The organism is Promicromonospora sp. NPDC090134 (assembly GCF_044746965.1).
Lineage (GTDB): Bacteria > Actinomycetota > Actinomycetes > Actinomycetales > Cellulomonadaceae > Promicromonospora.
The window spans coordinates 371,165-387,978 of the sequence record NZ_JBIVCZ010000005.1 but is presented as its reverse complement, the minus strand read 5'-3'; the positions used below and the strand labels follow the sequence as shown (position 1 = coordinate 387,978).

General features: G+C 73.2%; 14 protein-coding genes. 5 read left to right on the top strand and 9 right to left on the bottom strand.

What is annotated here, in order from left to right; all coding sequences use genetic code 11:
* Positions 1 to 88: 88 nt before the first annotated feature.
* The 7 genes from ACIPN7_RS16405 to ACIPN7_RS16375 form a co-directional block, all read right to left on the bottom strand.
* Positions 89 to 2,230 carry a family 10 glycosylhydrolase gene (locus ACIPN7_RS16405; RefSeq protein WP_400544163.1) on the bottom strand — a complete coding sequence of 714 codons (2,142 nt, stop codon included), beginning with the start codon at positions 2,228 to 2,230 and terminating at the stop codon, positions 89 to 91.
* Complete coding sequence (locus ACIPN7_RS16400; RefSeq protein ID WP_400544160.1) at positions 2,227 to 3,066, bottom strand: carbohydrate ABC transporter permease; 840 nt, start codon at positions 3,064 to 3,066, stop codon at positions 2,227 to 2,229. Before ACIPN7_RS16400 ends, ACIPN7_RS16405 begins: the two co-directional genes overlap by 4 nt.
* Complete coding sequence (locus ACIPN7_RS16395; protein ID WP_400544404.1) at positions 3,066 to 4,043, bottom strand: carbohydrate ABC transporter permease; 978 nt, start codon at positions 4,041 to 4,043, stop codon at positions 3,066 to 3,068. Before ACIPN7_RS16395 ends, ACIPN7_RS16400 begins: the two co-directional genes overlap by 1 nt.
* On the bottom strand, positions 4,043 to 5,332 hold the full coding sequence (locus ACIPN7_RS16390; RefSeq protein ID WP_400544157.1) for an ABC transporter substrate-binding protein: 1,290 nt from the start codon (positions 5,330 to 5,332) through the stop codon (positions 4,043 to 4,045). The genes ACIPN7_RS16395 and ACIPN7_RS16390 overlap by 1 nt, the downstream gene beginning before the upstream one ends.
* 97 nt (positions 5,333 to 5,429) lie before the next feature.
* On the bottom strand, positions 5,430 to 6,398 hold the full coding sequence (locus ACIPN7_RS16385) for a D-2-hydroxyacid dehydrogenase (protein WP_400544154.1): 969 nt from the start codon (positions 6,396 to 6,398) through the stop codon (positions 5,430 to 5,432).
* Complete coding sequence (locus tag ACIPN7_RS16380) at positions 6,395 to 8,494, bottom strand: hypothetical protein (RefSeq protein WP_400544151.1); 2,100 nt, start codon at positions 8,492 to 8,494, stop codon at positions 6,395 to 6,397. The genes ACIPN7_RS16385 and ACIPN7_RS16380 overlap by 4 nt, the downstream gene beginning before the upstream one ends.
* Positions 8,491 to 9,387, bottom strand: a complete 897-nt coding sequence (locus ACIPN7_RS16375; RefSeq protein WP_400544148.1) for an NAD(P)-dependent oxidoreductase — start codon at positions 9,385 to 9,387, stop codon at positions 8,491 to 8,493. Before ACIPN7_RS16375 ends, ACIPN7_RS16380 begins: the two co-directional genes overlap by 4 nt.
* Before the next feature lie 129 nt (positions 9,388 to 9,516).
* Between ACIPN7_RS16375 and ACIPN7_RS16370 the strand changes: the two genes are divergently transcribed.
* Positions 9,517 to 10,305: a hydroxypyruvate isomerase family protein gene (locus ACIPN7_RS16370; protein WP_400544145.1), complete on the top strand. Its 789-nt coding sequence runs from the start codon at positions 9,517 to 9,519 to the stop codon at positions 10,303 to 10,305.
* Between the two features lie 16 nt (positions 10,306 to 10,321).
* On the opposite strand, the gene ACIPN7_RS16365 is transcribed toward ACIPN7_RS16370, so the two are convergent.
* Complete coding sequence (locus ACIPN7_RS16365; RefSeq protein ID WP_400544142.1) at positions 10,322 to 11,614, bottom strand: RNA polymerase sigma factor; 1,293 nt, start codon at positions 11,612 to 11,614, stop codon at positions 10,322 to 10,324.
* Between the two features lie 38 nt (positions 11,615 to 11,652).
* Positions 11,653 to 12,075 (bottom strand): YciI family protein, encoded by a 423-nt coding sequence (locus tag ACIPN7_RS16360; RefSeq protein WP_400544139.1) that lies wholly within the window; start codon positions 12,073 to 12,075, stop codon positions 11,653 to 11,655.
* Between the two features lie 287 nt (positions 12,076 to 12,362).
* Here ACIPN7_RS16360 and ACIPN7_RS16355 point away from each other — a divergent pair, with 287 nt between their 5' ends.
* The 4 genes from ACIPN7_RS16355 to ACIPN7_RS16340 all read left to right on the top strand — a co-directional run bounded on the left by ACIPN7_RS16355 (position 12,363) and on the right by ACIPN7_RS16340 (position 16,747).
* A complete protein-coding gene (locus tag ACIPN7_RS16355) occupies positions 12,363 to 14,291 on the top strand; it encodes a glycoside hydrolase family 15 protein (RefSeq protein ID WP_400544136.1) in 1,929 nt (642 codons plus the stop codon).
* 128 nt (positions 14,292 to 14,419) lie between these two features.
* On the top strand, positions 14,420 to 15,346 hold the full coding sequence (locus ACIPN7_RS16350) for an alpha/beta fold hydrolase (protein ID WP_400544133.1): 927 nt from the start codon (positions 14,420 to 14,422) through the stop codon (positions 15,344 to 15,346).
* A complete protein-coding gene (locus ACIPN7_RS16345) occupies positions 15,339 to 15,998 on the top strand; it encodes a WHG domain-containing protein (RefSeq protein WP_400544130.1) in 660 nt (219 codons plus the stop codon). Before ACIPN7_RS16350 ends, ACIPN7_RS16345 begins: the two co-directional genes overlap by 8 nt.
* Complete coding sequence (locus ACIPN7_RS16340; protein WP_400544128.1) at positions 15,995 to 16,747, top strand: hypothetical protein; 753 nt, start codon at positions 15,995 to 15,997, stop codon at positions 16,745 to 16,747. The genes ACIPN7_RS16345 and ACIPN7_RS16340 overlap by 4 nt, the downstream gene beginning before the upstream one ends.
* Positions 16,748 to 16,814: the final 67 nt, after the last annotated feature.

Below are 16,814 nucleotides of genomic sequence, written 5' to 3'. Positions count from 1 at the left end.
GGCGGGGCGCCGTAGGGCCGCCGGACGGGAGACGAGCAGGCGAGCACACCTCCGGCAAGGGTGGCCAGCTGCGCCACCACCACCGCCGTCACCAGCTCAGGCGGACCGCGGCGAGCTCCCGGACCGGCGGCAGCGACACCTCGATCCGCCCGCCGGACGCGGTCGCCTCGGCCCGCTCCCAGACCTCCCCGACCAGCACCTCCACCCGGAGTCCGGCGCCGGGTCCGGCGTCGGCCGGCTCCTGCGGCACGGTCGAGCCGGCCAGCGCCCCGACCCGGTCGACGTCGAGCACGACTCGCACGCCGGCGAGCGGGGACACCGCCCGGCGCTGCCCGCGCATCATCATCGGGTCGGTCAGGTTCGCGGCGAGCACCGTGAACGACCGGTCGCCCGCCCAGGTCGCCACGTCGAGCACCCCCGGGCCGTGCAGCTCCACCGCACGCCGTCCGCCCAGGCCGCGGCGCACCAGGTTGTCCAGGAGCGTCAGGTGGTCGGCCTGGAGCGCCTGCCAGTACAGCTCGGTCAGGTTGAAGCCGACCACGTCGACCCGGCCGGCACCGACAGGGCCGCCGAGGACCGCAGGGTCCGTCGGCTCTGACCGCGGGTAGACCTCCTCCATGGGCAGGTCGGGATGGTCGGGCACGAAGCGCCAGGACACGTCGAGCCCGCCCGCGCCGTCCGGCACGGCGAACCGCACCAGCCGGGTGCCGCCCACGACGCGCCGGGCGTCGCCGAAGCCGTCCTGCAGCGCTCCCCGGGGCTCACGCTGCACGTAGTTGTTGCGGACGATGCCCCCGCGCCGCTCCACGACGTCCACCCCGAGCAGCGCGGTGACCAGCGGGCCGCGCCCCGGGACGTCGGCGCCATCGCCGTCGCCGCCGCCGACGACATCGGGCCCACCGCCGGTGAGCAGCAGCGCACCGCCACCCTCGGCGAACGCCCGCAGGGCGTCCGCGGCGGCCTCGTCGAGCGTCGGCACCTCGGGCACGACGACGAGCCGGACGCCGGGCCGCGACAACGCCGCCAGGGACCCCGGGCCCACGTACTCGAACGGGACGCCCAGCTCGACCAGCGCCTGGTAGACGCCCGACGCCGCGTCCCGCACCGGGGTGGTCGCGCCGCGCTCGTCGGCGTCCCACACGAGCACCTCGGCGACCGGCCGCGACTCCCCGAGGTCGGCTGACACCGCGCGGTGCAGCCCGAACCCGCGCTCGACGGCGGGGATCCACCGCGGGTCGGGGATCCGTGCGGCGAACTTGGTGAACCAGGGGAAGGCGCCGTGCACGAACCCGTCGACGATCCACCCGGTGGTCTCGACCGCCGCGTTGACCGAGTCCTTCCACCGGAAGTCGTGCGACTCCGGCCCCACGGAGGTGATGAGGCCGACCGGCTTGCCCGGATGCAGCGCGCGCACCCGCTTGGCGTCCCGGCCCGCGGACCAGAGCGCCTCGCCGTCGCCCCGGGCCTGGTGGTCCACGAGCAGGAACGGCACGGCCCGCGCGACCCGCGGCTCCAGGTCGGCGGCGGTGAACGAGCCGAGGTTCGGCACGAACCGCACCGCCGGCGCCACCTCCTGGACGGCACGGTCCCAGTGCGCCACGAGGTCGCTGAGCCGCGAGCGCCGCCAGGCGCGGTAGGTCGCCCAGGCCTCGCCCCCGGCGGGATCCTTCGAGGTGGGCAGCGCGCGCCCGGTCGCCGCCCGGAAGTCCGCCGCCGTCGTCGCGGTGTAGCCGGGACCGTGCCCCTGCCACCGGTTCGCGAACAGCGCGTCGACGTCGTAGTCGCGCGCGATCTCGCGCAGCACCTCCGTCGTCAGCTCCCAGCTGTACCCGCCGAACGCGTCGGTGAGGTAGATGCCGGGCATCGCCCAGTGCTCCAGGAGCTCGCCGTCCTCCGTCCGCGCGATCCAGTCGGGCCGCTGCTCGACGACGTCACGGTGCACCGCGTGCGGGTCCACCCGGGCCATGACGGCCATCCCGCGCGAGCGGGCCAGGTCGACCACCTCGCCGAGCAGGTCCCGGTCGCCGAGGTACGCGCTGCGGTGGTGCAGCGGCACCTTGGTCGGGTAGTACGCGACGTAGCCGCCGGCGCTGATGCAGACCGCCGTGGACGCGGTGCGTTCCATGACGTCGGCCCACTCGTCGAGGTCGAAGTCCAGCGGGTCGTTCTCCACGAAGGTCAGCTGGGTCCAGCGGTGGGTGCCGTCCAGTCCGGTGCGCGCAGCAGTCATTTGATTCCCGTCGTCGCGATGCCCTTGATGATGTAGCGCTGAGCGAAGACGAAGAACAGGACGATCGGCACCAGGGACAGCAGCGACATGGCGAACATCGTGCCGATGCCGCTCTGCGTCTCGGTGTCGACCAGCGACTTCAGCGCCACCGGGACCGTGTACAGCTCGGTCCGGGTCAGGTACAGCAGCGGGCCGAAGTAGTCGTTCCACGTCCAGATGAAGGTGAAGATGGTGGTCGTGATGAGCGCGGGCTGCATCAGCGGGAGGATCACCGACCAGAAGATGCGGAACGGCCCGGCGCCGTCGATCATCGCGGCCTGGTCGAGCTCCCGCGGCAGGGACCGGATGAACTGCACCATGAGGAAGATGAACACGGCGTCCGTGGCCAGGAACTTCGGCAGCAGCAGCGGGATGTAGGTGTTGATCCAGCCCAGCTCCGCGAACAGGATGTACTGCGGGATCACCAGCACGTGGAACGGCAGCATGATCGTCATCAGGGTGAGCGCGAGGTAGACCTTGCTCATCCTGAAGTTGAGCCGCGCCAGGGCGTAGGCCGTGAGCGAGCAGGAGAACAGGTTGCCGACCACGGAGCCGACGCCGATCAGCAGCGAGTTGCCCAGGAACAGGCTGAACGGGGAGCCGAGCGCGTCCCAGCCGTCGGCGTAGTTGTCGAGCGTGACCTCGCCGGGGAACAGCCCCGTCTGGGACAGGATGAGGTTGCTCGGCTTGAACGAGCTCACGAGCATCCACAGCAGCGGATAGGTCATGAGCAGCACGAACACGATGAGCACGGCGTGCCGCACGGCGCGGCTCAGGGTCGAGGTTGAGGCAGCCATCATTCGTCTCCGTAGTAGACCCAGCGCCGCGACACGATGAAGTTCGCGGCGGTGGCGGCGGCGATGACCAGGAGCAGCACCCACGCCATCGCGGACGCGTACCCCATGTCGAAGTTCACGAAGCCGCGCTGGTAGATGTAGAGGGTGTAGAAGAGGGTCGAGTCGAGGGGCCCGCCGCTCCCGCCGCTGACCACGTGCGCCTGCGTGAAGGCCTGGAAGGCGCTGATCATCTGCAGCACGAGGTTGAGGAAGATGATGGGCGTGAGCAGCGGGATGGTGATCGACCAGAACCGCCGCACGCGGCCGGCGCCGTCGATCATCGAGGCCTCGTACAGCTCCTCGGGGATCTGCCGCAGCCCCGCCAGGAAGATCACCATGGGCGAGCCGAAGGTCCAGACGTTGAGCACCACCAGGGTGGACAGCGCCAGGGACGGGTCCTGGAGCCATGAGCCCAGCTCGAGGCCGAACCAGCCCAGGACGTGGTTGACCAGGCCGTTCTCGCCGAAGATCTGCCGCCACAGGATCGCGATGGCCACGCTGCCGCCGAGCAGCGAGGGCAGGTAGAAGGCGCTGCGGTAGAGCGACAGCCCGCGCAGCCCCTTGTCGAGCACGACGGCCAGGAACAGCGCGAACCCGAGCTGCAGCGGCACCGACACGAGCACGTAGACGAGCGTCACGCGGACGGCGGCCCAGAACCGTTCGTCCCCCGCCATCCGCACGAAGTTGTCGAGCCCGATGAACTGCGGCGGGCTCAGCAGGTCGTAGTCGGTGAACGCGAGCACGGCCGAGGCGATCAGCGGGCCGGCGGTCACGGCGACCATCCCGATCATCCACGGCAGCAGGAAGACGTGGGCCACCAGGCCCTGGCCCCGGGTACCACCCGACGGCTTGGCCCTGCCCCGCGGCGGCTTCGTCCCGGCCGCGACCGGCGCCCTGCGCACCCGGCGCCCGGTGTCCTTCGACGAGGTCAGGGTCATCATGCGCCCGCGATCTCGCCCTCGACGGCCTCGACGAAGGCCGCCGCGGCGTCGGGCACGCTCTTCTGGCCGAGCGTCACCTCCTCGAGCTCGCGGATCATCAGGTCGCGCCAGCTGCCCGACCCGGCCGGCGCCTCGTACCGCGGGCGCTGCTCCGTCCCGGCGATCTCGCGGGTGATGGCGATGACCTTCTGCTCGTCGGGCGTGGCGTCGGGCTCGTACGCGTCGAGCAGCTCCGCGTTGGGCGGCGCCCCGGCCGACAGGCCGACCAGGCTGAGCAGCTCGGGCGAGTTGAGGTTGAAGCTCATCAGCGAGGCGGCGGCCGCCACCCGGTCGTCCGGCACGCCCGCGTACATGGCGAACCGGCTGTAGTAGGTGAAGTGGTAGCCCGCGGCGGCGTCCTCGGCGGCCGGCACGTCGCGCTGGTCGAACACGTAGTCCGGGAACGCCTGGGCGTCGTCGACGATGTGGTTGGAGTTGGCGAAGGTGAGCAGCACCTTGTCGCCCACCTGGGCCCAGGACGGCTCGATGCCGTCCTGCTCGCTCACGCTCGTCGTCGCGCCCGCCAGCCGCAGCTTCTCCCACCAGTCGATCCACGCGGCGACGCCGTCGACGCTCGCCCCGAGCGTGCCGTCCTCGGTCCACAGGTCCTCGCCGCGCTGGCGCAGGAACGACTCGAACGGCATGTCGTGGTACGGGCCGTACGTGGTGCCCTTGCGACCGCCGGCGTTGTTCTTCGAGTAGTCGATCAGCAGCTCGGCCAGGCCGTCCCAGGAGAGCTGGTCGGGCAGCGACACACCGTCCTCCTCCTGGAACGTGGTGTTCCAGCGCACCACCGGGCTGAAGATCGACTTGGGCAGCGTGTTGAGCTCGCCGCCGAGCTTGAAGGTCTCGACCTGGTCCGCGCCGAACGCGGCGAGGTCCAGCCCGTCGACGCCGTCGAGGTCGCGGTACAGCCCCGCGTCGCGGTAGGTCAGCACGGCGGGCGACGGGATCCAGAAGACGTCGGGCACGTCGCGCGCCGCCATCTGCGTGGTCATGCGCTCCTGGTAGGCGTCGTAGTCGCCGAACTCCGGGGCGACCTTGATCTCGGGGTGCTCCGCGGTGAACGCGTCGAGCGCCTCCAGGTAGGCGCGCTGCCGGTCGGAGCCGCCCCACCAGGCGAAGCGGACCGAGTCGCCGCCCCCGGAGGAGCCGGACGGGGAGCAGCCGGCGAGGGAGAAGGCGGCGACCGAGAGCGCCCCCATCCCCGTCCACGTGAGGAACGACCGGCGAGTGAGGTCTGACATGGTGTCCTTCTTTCAGTACGTCGTTGTACGAGGCGGTACGGACTGCTGGTGCGCGCGGGGCGCGGTGTCGGAACGCGTGGTGTCGAGGTGGGCGGTGTCAGGGCAGGCGCCCGACGTCGACGACGTTGCGCAGCGGCCGCCGCGCGAGCCATCGGTCCAGGTTGTCGAGGAAGATCGCCGTGCCGCGGTCTGCGGTGGCGGGCGTCGTCGCCCCGTTGTGCGGAGTGACGATCGTGCGGGGCAGGTCCCACAGGGGTGAGTCCGGGGGCAGGGGTTCGGTGGCGTGGGCGTCCAGGCCAGCCCCGGCGATCACGCCGTCGCGGACGGCGGCGACCAGGTCGGCCTCGCGCACGATCCCGCCGCGCGAGACCACCACGAGGTGCCCCTCCGGGCCCAGCGCGCGCAGCGCCCGCAGCCCGACCGCCCCGGCCGTCTGATCGGTGAGCGGCGCGGCCACGACCAGGAAGTCGCTGACGGCGGCCAGCTCGTTCACCGCGTCCGGGGGCAGCATGCGGTCCACCGGGTCGCCTGGCTCCGCGGGCCGACGGCGGAGCGCCACCACGCGCATGCCGAACGCCCGCGCCCGCACCGCGAGCTCGCGCCCGACGTTGCCGTAGCCGTAGATGCCCACGGTCCGCCCGGCGAGCTCGCCGTGCGTGAACCGCTCCCAGCGGTGGCCCCGCTGGGCGTCGCCCCAGCGCAGGGCCTGCCGGCTCAGCATCAGCATCAGCATGAGCGCCTGCTCGGCCAGGGGGACCGCCCCGTTCCCGGCCGACGACGTCACGGTCACCTCTCCCGGCGCGTCCGGCCCCGTGGCGGGTCCCGTCGCGCGACGCCGCAGCGCCGGCCCGACGTCGGACTCCACGCCCGCCGCCCACGAGTGCACCCAGGCCAGGTGCGGCATGGCCGCGACCTCGTCGTCGGTGAGGCGGCCCGCCGCCACGGTCGCGGTGCGCAGCGCGTCGGCGTCGTCCGCGGTGGCGACGACGAGCCCGGGATGGGCGGCGCGGACCTGGTCCACGACCCGGTCGCCCTGACCGCCCCGGACGATCACCATGTCGGTCATGAGAGCCCCCCGTCGGTCGCCGGGGCGCCGTCCTCGATCACGACCACCTCGAGCTCGGCCACCGTGGCGATCCGCACGAGCAGGTCCTCGCCGTCGTCCGCCACGGACGCGGCGCCCGCCAGCGCGCGCGCCGGGCGCCCGGCCAGCCCCGCGGCGCGCACGGTGACGTGGTGCGCCGGGACCACCGGCCCGTACCCGTTGCCGCGCTGGCCGGAGTGGTTGAGCAGGTGCACCACGAGCCCCGCCGCCGAGCGTCCGACGACGACCTCGACCTGCTCCGGGGCCTCGACCGTGACCGGCAGGCACCCCTCGGGCCGGTCCACGAGGCGCTCGACCACGAGGTCGACCGCCACATCCCGGATCCGGGTCAGCCTGGTGTCCAGGTACGCGGTGCCGGCAACCCAGGGAAGCTGGACCACCGTGCCGGCGCCGTGCCGGCGCTCGCCGCCCACGTGCTCGGTACCGGGCACGTGCCCGTATGCCTTCTCGGGCGGCCCGTACGGCGCGCTCTCGATCAGCCGGTGCCGGCCGACGACGTCGGACCGCCACGCGAGCCGGTGGTGCCTGCCGTGCCGCGGGACCAGCACGGAGCCCTCGACCGCGGTGCCGGCCGGGTCCTCGGCCTCGCCCTCGGCGCCGTCGAGCCGCACGTAGCTCGACCTCAGGGCGTCCCGGTCGGCGACCACCTCGACCACTCGCTGCCCGGGGAACCACTCGACCACCGAGCCGTCGGCCCCGGTCCCGCTCCGGCCGGTCGCCACGAGCGATCCGCCGCCGCGGACGAACCGGTCGAGCACCGCGAGGGCGCCCGGCGACAGGGACGGCAGGTCGGGCAGCACGAGCACCCGGAACCGCGCGTCCACGTCCCGGGCCTCCAGCGCCCCCACGGGCACCACGTCGAAGGGCACGTGCCGCTCGACGAGGCCGGTGAGCAGGCCGCGGTGCTCGGCCGTGCCGGTTCCGTACCGGCCGTCGTCGTCCAGGGGGTCGGGGCGCACCAGGCCCACCTCGGCCGCGGGCGCCAGCCCGGTGTACTCCCGCCGGTGGTCGCGGTGGAACCGTGTCACCGCCGCCGCTGACGCGAGCCCGCCGTAGGCGATGCCGCCGGTGGGGCCCATGATGTAGGTCGACGGGTTGGCCCCGCGCGAGATCGCCTGCGCGAGGTACTGGCCGAGCATCTCGGGCTGCTCGTCCGCGAGCCGGTACGGCATGTCCCAGAAGGCGACGGCGTTGACCAGGACCGGCTTGCCGGGCCGCGCCGAGCGCAGCGCGCTGACCGCCTCGCCGGTGGCGTACGGCCACAGGGTGCGGCCGATCGCGTTGTTCGCCTCGTGGAACAGCACGTCGGCGGCCGTGCCGAGGATCAGCCCGGCGTCGGGCCGGCGCGCGGCGATGTGGGCCCGCACCCGCGCCGTCAGCGCCTCGATGGTGGCGGCGGCATAACCGCGCCACTGCCGGTAGCCCTCGTCGCCCGCTCGCTCGGGCAGCCGGTCGAGCCCGGTGTGCTCCCGGAACCCGGCGACGCACGCCGCACAGTGGCAGACGCCGTGCACCCGGCCGGCGTAGTCCCGCTCGTTGAAGCCGAACCAGTTGAAGAAGAAGCCGTCCACGGCGTACCGGTCGAGCACCTCGTCGACCACGTCGAACAGCCGCTCCTGCTGGTACCCGGCGCTGGGGCAGACGCTGACCAGACCTTCGAAGACCTGCCGCTCGCCCGACGGCGAGACGAAGTGCCACTCCGGGTGTGCGTCCGCGATCGCGGGCGCCACCTTGGAGAAGTCCATCCGGGCCAGCAGCCGGACGCCCCGGCGCCGGGCGGCCGCCAGCGCGTCCCCGACGAGGTCCCCGCCGGGGCGCGCGGCGAGGTGCGGGTTGCGGGTCTGGAAGTCGAGCCCGGTCGGGTAGTGCGAGAGGATGCCGCCCACGTTGAGCAGCCAGACGTTCGCGCCGTGCCGCTCGACGTCGTCCAGCGTGCGCTCGACGTCGAGCCCTGCGTCGATCTCACGGAGGTTGGTCTGGAACACCTGGAACGGCTCGTCCCACCAGCCGGGGCGGACCCGTTCGCCGGTGCCGGGCTGCTGCGTGGTCAGGCTCATCGCGCCTCCGTCCCGTCCGTCGTGCCGTTGAGCTCGCGGGCCAGCGCCACCAGCGCCGAGTGGTCGCGGCCGCCGTCCCCGCGCTGCACGAGCGACTGGACGAGGCGGCCGACCAGGGCGGTGACCGGGAGCACCGCCCCGCGGGCCCGCGCGGCGTCCTCGACGATGCCCAGGTCCTTGTGGTGCAGCTCCAGGCGGAAGCCCGGCGTGAAGTCCCCGGCCAGCACGCCGTCGGCCTTGCGGTCGATGACGGTGCTGCCGCCGAGCCCGCGCGCGATGACGGAGAGCCCTGTGGCGACGTCGGCGTCGTGCGCCTCCAGGAAGACCACCGCCTCGGCGAGCGCCTGGAGGTGGGTGGCGACCACGAGCTGGTTGGCGGCCTTGACCACCTGTCCCCCGCCTGCCTCGCCCACGCGCACGACGGTGGTACCCATCGCGCCGAGCAGGTCCCGCCACCGCTCGGCCACGTCGGCCGGCCCGCCGACCATGATCGAGAGCGTGCCCTCGCGCGCCCCGGCCTCGCCGCCGGAGACGGGCGCGTCGAGCACGTCGTGCCCCGCCTCGGCGAACCGCGCCGCGATCTCGCGCGCGGCCCCGGGCTCGATGGTGCTCAGGTCGATGTAGGCGCCGGACGGGGCGAGGTGCTCCAGCACGCCGCCCGGGCCGAGCGCGACCGCGCGGACGTCGGGGGTGTCGGGAAGCATCGTGAGCACGACGTCGGCACCCTTGACCGCCTCGGCCACGCTCGCGACGACCGGTACCCCGAGCTCGGCGGCACTCGCCCGGCCCGCCGCTCCCCGGCTGAACGCCCGCACCTCGTGCCCGGCGCGGACGAGGTTGGCCGCCATCGGCCGCCCCATGACGCCCAGCCCGACAAAGCCCACGACTGCCATATGACCGAACTCCCTCGTCCGATGATCTATCGATTGATCAGTGCGATCTCACTTGCGTATCGACCCTGGCCTGAGGAAGGGTATTTCGATATACCTGTGATGGTCAATGCCCGAAGATCGGAGAGCTCGATGCCCAGGTTCGCCGCCAACGTCTCCCTCCTGTTCAGCGAGGTGCCGCTGCCGGAGCGGTTCGCCCGCGCCCGTGCCGCCGGGTTCGAGGCGGTGGAGTGCTGGTGGCCGTTCGCCGGCCCTGACCCTGCCGGTGCGCAGGTGGAGGCCTTCGTCCGCGCGCTCGACGACGCGGACGTGCGGCTGACCGGGATCAACCTGTTCGCCGGGGACATGCCGGGCGGGGAGCGCGGCATCGTCTCCCATCCCGGCCGGACCGAGGAGTTCGCGGCGAACCTCGCGGTGGTCCGGGCCGTCGTCGAGGCGACCGGCTGCGCGTGCGTCAACGCCCTGTACGGGCAGCGCCTGCCCGGTGTCCCGGCCGAGGCACAGGACGAGGTCGCGACACGCAACCTGCGCCGCGCGGCCGACGTGCTCGGCGCCGTCGGCGCGACCGTGCTGGTCGAACCCCTGACGCGCGGCGAGAACGGGGACTACCCCGTGCGGACCCTGGACGACGCGCTGGCCGTGGTCGACCGCGTGGGCGACGGCGCCGGCGTCCTCTTCGACGCCTACCACCTGCACAACAACGGCGCGGACGTGGTCGCGGACCTGGGCCGCGCGGCCGGCGCCGTCGGCCACGTGCAGGTCGCCGACTCTCCCGGCCGCGGCGAACCGGGCACGGGCACGATCGACTTCGAGGCCTTCTTCGCCACCCTGGACGCAACGGGCTACGCGGGCTGGGTCGGCTGCGAGTACCGCCCCACGACCCGAACGGAAGAGACGCTCACCTGGCTCCCCACCCCCTAGCCCGTTGAGTGCTGGGTCAGGGGAGGGCGGCGGCCTTTGACTCCAGGACCGTTCGTTCTGCCGTGTTGCGGCAGAGCTCCGCCGCGCGGAGGTACTCGCCGCGGGCCTCCGCGGTGCGGCCGAGCCGGGAGAGCAGCTCGCCCCGCACGCCGGGCAGGAGGTGCGACCCGGCGAGCACACCCTGGTCGACCAGGCCGTCCACGACGCGCAGCCCCAGGTCGGGCCCGTGCGCCATGGCCACGGCCACGGCCCGGTTCAGGTCCACCACGGGCGACGGGGCGATGCGGCCCAGCGCCTCGTAGAGCAGCACGATCCGCTGCCAGTCGGTCTCGGCCACGGACGGGGCCACCGCGTGGCACTCGGCGATCGCGGCCTGCAGGGCGTAGCTGCCCATGCCCGCAGGGCCGACGCCCCGCCGCAGCGCCGCCCGGCCGCGGGTGATCGCCGCCCGGTCCCAGCGTCGCCGGTCCTGGTCCTCCAGGAGGATCGGCTCGCCCGTGGGACCGGTCCGCGCCGGGAACCGGGCGGCGGTCAGCTCCAGCAGCGCGAGCAGGCCGAAGGTCTCGGGCTCGGGTGCGAGCCGGGTCAGCACCCTGGTCAGGCGCACGGCCTCACGCGCCAGGTCGTGCCGGATCCAGTCGCCGCCCGACGTCGCGGACGAGCCCTCCGTGAAGATCACGTACAGCACGTTCCGCACCGACGAGAGCCGGGCGACCCGGTCCTCGCCGTCGGGCACCTCGAACGGAACCTGCGCCGCCGCGATCGTCTTCTTGGCGCGCGTGATGCGCGCCTGGACCGTGGCGACGGGGACGAGGAACGCGCGGGCGATCTCCTCGCTGGTCAGACCGCCCACGACGCGCAGCGTCAGCGCGATCCGTGCCTCCCGGGACAGCACCGGGTGGCACGAGACGAACATGAGGGCGAGCACGTCGTCGTCGATCCGCTCGGGGTCGAGCAGGGCCGGCTCGGTGCCCGGGTCGCCGGCGCCGGCCCCGGGTGCCGTCGGGCCGCCCACCGCCACCTCGCCCTCGGCCAGGCCGTGCGCGAGCGCGGCGTACCGCTCGTCCCGCCCGGCCCGACGCCGGTAGGCGTCGATCGCCCGGCGGCGGGCCGTCGCGATGAGCCATGCCGCGGGGTCACGCGGCGTGCCGTCGCGCGGCCAGGAGACGAGCGCCGCGGCGAGCGCCTCCTGGGCCACGTCCTCGGCGAGCTCGAAGTCGCGGGTGTAGCGGGTGAGCGCGCCGACGATGCGCGCGGACTCGATCCGCCAGACCGCCTCGACGGCCCGCCGTGCGGCGTCGTCGTCCATCTCCCCGCCCTCTCTGCCGCTGCCCTACGGACCCGGCCTCAGAGCTGACCGGTGGACTCGCGCCAGGCCCGCTCGTTCTGGATGTGCTCGTTGTCCTGCGGGAACTGGTCGAGCTCGGTGACCTTGCGGATCTCCGCCTTGCTGCCGGGCCCGGCGAGCGGCGCGCGCTTGGCCCACTCGACGGCCTCCTCCTTGGAGGCCACGTCGAGGATCCAGAAGCCGTTGAACAGCTCCTTGGTCTCGCCGTACGGCCCGTCGGTCACGACCGGCGTCTCGGTGGAGTAGTCGACGACGACGGAGTCTGCGGCATCCTCGAGCCCCTCACCGGCCACGAGCACGCCGGCCTTGATCATCTCCTCGTTGAACGCGCCCATGTCGTTGATGATCTTCTGGAAGTCCATGTTCTGGTAGGCGGTCACCGTCTCGTCGGTCGCGCGCATGATCAGCATGTACTTCGCCATGGTTTCTTCTCCTCCGTGGTTTCTGGTCCCTGGTGGGACCTTCTCATCCACAGGTCGAACGGGAAACAGGTGGATCGACACGACCCGCGAATCTGTTTCGTGGAGCATGCGGACAGGTTCCGCGCGTCACACACATCCGGCTTGCCAGGCGCGCGGAACGTGCGGAACCCTTGATCCTCATGACGCTCGAATCGATTGACGCGCAGGGGGCCGACGCCCCCTCCGCCCCCTCCGCCGGCACGCCCTCCACGGGCGGTCAGATGCCGACGCCCGTGAGCCCGGGCCCGGTGAGAGGTCACAGATCGAGCGAGGGACTCTTTCCGCAGCCCTGGGACGGGCGCAGCAAGTTCCCGCACATCGGTGAGTACGGCTTCCTGTCGGACTGCGAGGCCAACGCGCTCATCGCGCCGTCGGGCAGCGTGGAGTGGATGTGCCTCCCCCGTCCCGACTCGCCCAGCATCTTCGCCAAGATCCTCGACCGGGGAGCCGGCCACTTCCGGGTGGGCCCGCACGGCGTGCGCGTGCCCGTCGCGCGCCGCTACCTGCCCGGCACGCTGATCCTCGAGACCACGTGGCAGACCGAGACGGGCTGGCTCGTGGTGCGGGACGCCATGCTGATGGGTCCGTGGCACGACCTGGAGTCGCGTTCGGGCACGCACCGCCGCACGCCTACCGACGACGACGCCGAGCACATCCTGCTGCGCACCATCAAGTGCGTGTCGGGCACGGTGGACCTCGAGGTCGAGTGCGAGCCGCGGCCGGACTACGCGCGCTCCGAGGTCGACTGGGAGTACAAGAACAGCGGGTACTCCGACGTCGTCGCGCACGTCGGCGACGCCACGCCCGACCTGCACCTGCGGTCCAGCCTGCGGTTCGGCCTGGAGGGCAAGCGGGCCACGGCGCGCACGCGGATGACGCAGGGCGCCGAGCACTTCGTGGCGATGTCCTGGGGCTCGCAGGAGCCGCCCACCACCTACGCGGCCGCGCTCGAGGCGATGTGGCGCACCGAGCGGTTCTGGCGCGACTGGATCACGCAGGGCACGTTCCCCGACCACCCGTGGCGCGTCTACCTGCAGCGCTCGGCCCTCACGCTGAAGGGGCTGACCTACTCCCCCACCGGCGCGCTGATCGCCGCGGCGACCACGTCCCTGCCCGAGACCCCGGGCGGCGAGCGCAACTGGGACTACCGGTACGCGTGGATCCGCGACTCGACCTTTGCGCTGTGGGGCCTGTACACGCTGGGCCTGGAGCGCGAGGCGAACGACTTCTTCTCGTTCATCCAGGACGTCTGCCGCGACAACCGGCAGCTCCAGATCATGTACGGCGTGGGCGGCGAGGAGACGCTGGAGGAGTTCGAGCTACCGCACCTGTCCGGCTACGAGGGCGCCCAGCCCGTGCGCGTCGGCAACGCCGCCTACGACCAGCGCCAGCACGACGTGTGGGGCGCGGTGCTCGATTCGGTGTGGCTGCACGCCAAGTCGCGCGACCAGCTCCCCGAGTCGCTGTGGCCCATCCTCAAGCGGCAGGTCGAGGAGGCCATGAAGCACTGGCACGAGCCGGACCGGGGCATCTGGGAGGTGCGCGGCGAGCCGCAGCACTTCACCAGCTCCAAGCTCATGTGCTGGGTGGCCATGGACCGCGGCGCCAAGCTCGCCCGGCTGTACGACGAGCCCGACTACGCCAAGTCCTGGCAGAAGATCGCCGACGAGATCGCCGACGACATCTGCACCAAGGGTGTGGACGACCGCGGCGTCTTCACGCAGCGCTACGGCGACCCGGCGCTCGACGCGTCGCTGCTGCTGGTGCCCCTGCTGCGGTTCCTGCCGTCGGACGACCCGCGGGTCCGGGCGACCGTGCTCGCGATCGCGGACGAGCTCACCGAGGACGGCCTGGTGCTGCGGTACCGGACGGACGAGACCGACGACGGCCTGCGCGGCGAGGAGGGCTCCTTCACCATCTGCTCGTTCTGGCTGGTGTCCGCACTGGTCGAGATCGGCGAGGTGGAGCGGGCCCGGGCGCTGTGCGAGCGGCTGCTCGGCTACGCGTCCTCGCTCGACCTGTACGCGGAGGAGATCGAGCCCGGCAGCGGCCGGCACCTGGGCAACTTCCCGCAGGCGTTCACGCACCTGGCCCTGATCAACGCCGTGATGCACGTGATCAAGGCGGAGACCGGCGAGGCGGAGAAGGGTTACTTCGGGGTGCCCCGCCCGCACTGATCCGTCGCGTCCCCGTCTGAGTGCGGGATCTTCGCCCTGGCCGGCCTCGGCCGAGGGCGAGGATCCCGCACTCAACGTGTTTCCGGAGGGTCTTGCGCGCGTTGGCTAATGGGCGTAGCTTTATGGCTATGACAACCAGCCAGAGCAACCAGCTCGCCGTCCTGTCGCGGCCCGAGGGCAACATCGCCTACACCGACGAGGGGTCCGGGCCGCTCGTCGTCGCCATGCCCGGCATGGGCGACCTGCGGTCCACCTACGACGACCTCGCCCCCGCGCTCGTCGACGCGGGCTACCGCGTTGTCGTCGCGGACCTGCGCGGCCACGGCGACTCCGACACCACGTTCCGCACGCACGGCGACGACGCCACCGGCGCGGACTTCCTCGCCCTCGTCGAGCACCTCGGCGCCGGGCCGGCCGTGCTGCTCGGCAACTCGATGGCGGCGTCCGCCGCCGCCTGGGCGGCCGCCGAGCGTCCGGAGCTCGTCCGCGGACTCGTGCTGCTCAGCCCGCTCCTGCGCGAGCCGGGCTCCCCGGCCATGCAGCGGGCCATGCGGCTCGCCCTCCGCGTGCTCCTCGCCCGGCCGTGGGGTGCCGCGTTCTGGGCGTCCTACTACTCGTCGATCAGCAAGGGCCGGAGCTCCGCCCGGCACGCCGAGCACGTCGCGGCGGTCCGGCAGAGCCTGCGCGAACCGGCGCACCTGCGCTCCTTCCGCGACCTCGCCCTGGCCCTCGACCACTCGGTCGTCGAGGCCCGGCTGTCCGACGTCGCGGCGCCGTCGCTGGCCGTGGTCGGCAAGCTCGACCCCGACTACTCCGACCCCGCCGCGGAGCTCGCCTGGATCACGGAGACGATCGGGTCGCGCGGTGTGCTGGTCGACGAGGTGGGGCACTACCCGCAGCACCAGGCGCCCGACGTGGTGGTACCGGCCGTGCTCGACTTCCTCGCGGGGCTCCCGGACCACCCGGCCGACAACGGGGCCGACGGCGCGAACGGGGCCGCGTCCGGCGGCTCCGACAGCGCCGGCAGCGTCGCGGACGGCGGCCGGAATGCCTAGGGCGGGCCTGTCGCACGACGCCGTGGTGCGCCTGGCGCTGGAAGTGGTCGACGACGGCGGGGCGCGCGGGTTCGCGGACCTGACCCTTGCCAAGGTCGCCGCGAAGGCCGGGGTCGCGGCCCCCAGCCTCTACAAGCACGTCGGCTCCCTGGCGGACCTGCGCCGCGAGGTGGCCCTGATCGCCGTCCGGGAGGTCACGGCCGCCGCGACCTCCGCGACCGTCGGCCGGGCCGGCAGCGACGCCCTGCGCGCCCTGGCGACCTCCTGGCGCACCTACGCGCACCAGCACCCCGGCAGGTACGCGGCCACCCAGATCGGCCCCGACCCCGAGGACCCGGCCGACGCGGGGCCGCGGGAGGCGGCCGCCGAGAGCGTCCAGGTCGTCGGCGCCGTGCTGCACGGTTTCGGCCTGCCCGACGAGCGCCTGATCGATGCCATCCGCGCCGTCCGGGCGGGCTTTCACGGCTTCGTCGTGCTGGAGCTCGGGGGCGGCTTCCGGATGCGGGAGGACGTCGACCAGAGCTTCGCCGTGCTGCTCGACATGCTCGTCGCAGGGGTCACCGCGCTCGCCGCTTCGGGCACGGCGGCCGATGGCGCGCCCGCCACACCCGACACCGTGCTGGACCACGACACCGCTGGGAGCCACCGATGACCACCGCTCAGGGCACCACCACTCGCTCGTCCGACGCGGGCCGGACCGCCGCGCAGTCGACCGCCGCGCGCTGGACCGCCGTCGCCTTCGTGGCGGCGGGGCTCGCCTTTCTCCTGTTCCCCCTGCTGCGCCCCTGGCCGGACGAGACCGTCGCGAGCGCCGACCTGGCCGGCGCGTTCGCCTCCGACCGCTGGGTCGTGGCGCACCTGTGCGGCATCCTCGGCCTGGGCCTGATCGCGCCCGCGCTGCTCGGTCTGCGGACGGTCCTCGCAGGTGCGGGTTCGGGCGCCGGCGCCGGCGCGGGTACCTCGGCCGGGCGCGCCGCGGGCGTGCGGAGCGCGACCTGGGCGCTGATCACCGCCTGGACGGGCGCCGGGTTCGCCGCGCTCTACTTCGGGGCCGAGATCTTCGGCATCCGCACCCTCGCCGAGGCAGCGCTGCGCGACGGCGACCTCGGCCTGCTGGCGGACGTCGAGGTGCTGCGCATGCAGCCCTGGGCCGTGACGGCGTTCGGCGCCGGGCTGTTCCTGCTCGCGGCGGCCGGGGTGCTCGTCGCGGTCGCGCTGTGGCGTTCGAGTTCGCGGGGTTCGGGCACGCACCCGCGGTGGATCGGGCTGCCGCTGGCGCTCGGGCTGGTGCTGGTGCTCCCGCAGTTCTTCGGCAGCCCGGAGCTGCGGATCACGCACGGTTTCCTGGTCGCGGTGGGTTGCGTGCTGGTCGCCGGCGCGGTGTGGAACCGTCGGGCATGACGAAGGCGTGCACCCCGTCCGGGGGTGCACGCCTTCGTCCTGCCCGCACCGACCGCGTCAGCGGCCG

What these genes read in the sequence shown, in the direction of transcription:
- ACIPN7_RS16405 (WP_400544163.1), bottom strand. Translation starts at nt 2,230, where the DNA reads ATGACTGCTGCGCGCACCGGACTGGACGGCACCCACCGCTGGACCCAG.
- ACIPN7_RS16400 (WP_400544160.1), bottom strand. Translation starts at nt 3,066, where the DNA reads ATGGCTGCCTCAACCTCGACCCTGAGCCGCGCCGTGCGGCACGCCGTG.
- ACIPN7_RS16395 (WP_400544404.1), bottom strand. Translation starts at nt 4,043, where the DNA reads ATGACCCTGACCTCGTCGAAGGACACCGGGCGCCGGGTGCGCAGGGCG.
- ACIPN7_RS16390 (WP_400544157.1), bottom strand. Translation starts at nt 5,332, where the DNA reads ATGTCAGACCTCACTCGCCGGTCGTTCCTCACGTGGACGGGGATGGGG.
- ACIPN7_RS16385 (WP_400544154.1), bottom strand. Translation starts at nt 6,398, where the DNA reads ATGACCGACATGGTGATCGTCCGGGGCGGTCAGGGCGACCGGGTCGTG.
- ACIPN7_RS16380 (WP_400544151.1), bottom strand. Translation starts at nt 8,494, where the DNA reads ATGAGCCTGACCACGCAGCAGCCCGGCACCGGCGAACGGGTCCGCCCC.
- ACIPN7_RS16375 (WP_400544148.1), bottom strand. Translation starts at nt 9,387, where the DNA reads ATGGCAGTCGTGGGCTTTGTCGGGCTGGGCGTCATGGGGCGGCCGATG.
- ACIPN7_RS16370 (WP_400544145.1), top strand. Translation starts at nt 9,517, where the DNA reads ATGCCCAGGTTCGCCGCCAACGTCTCCCTCCTGTTCAGCGAGGTGCCG.
- ACIPN7_RS16365 (WP_400544142.1), bottom strand. Translation starts at nt 11,614, where the DNA reads ATGGACGACGACGCCGCACGGCGGGCCGTCGAGGCGGTCTGGCGGATC.
- ACIPN7_RS16360 (WP_400544139.1), bottom strand. Translation starts at nt 12,075, where the DNA reads ATGGCGAAGTACATGCTGATCATGCGCGCGACCGACGAGACGGTGACC.
- ACIPN7_RS16350 (WP_400544133.1), top strand. Translation starts at nt 14,420, where the DNA reads ATGACAACCAGCCAGAGCAACCAGCTCGCCGTCCTGTCGCGGCCCGAG.
- ACIPN7_RS16345 (WP_400544130.1), top strand. Translation starts at nt 15,339, where the DNA reads ATGCCTAGGGCGGGCCTGTCGCACGACGCCGTGGTGCGCCTGGCGCTG.
- ACIPN7_RS16340 (WP_400544128.1), top strand. Translation starts at nt 15,995, where the DNA reads ATGACCACCGCTCAGGGCACCACCACTCGCTCGTCCGACGCGGGCCGG.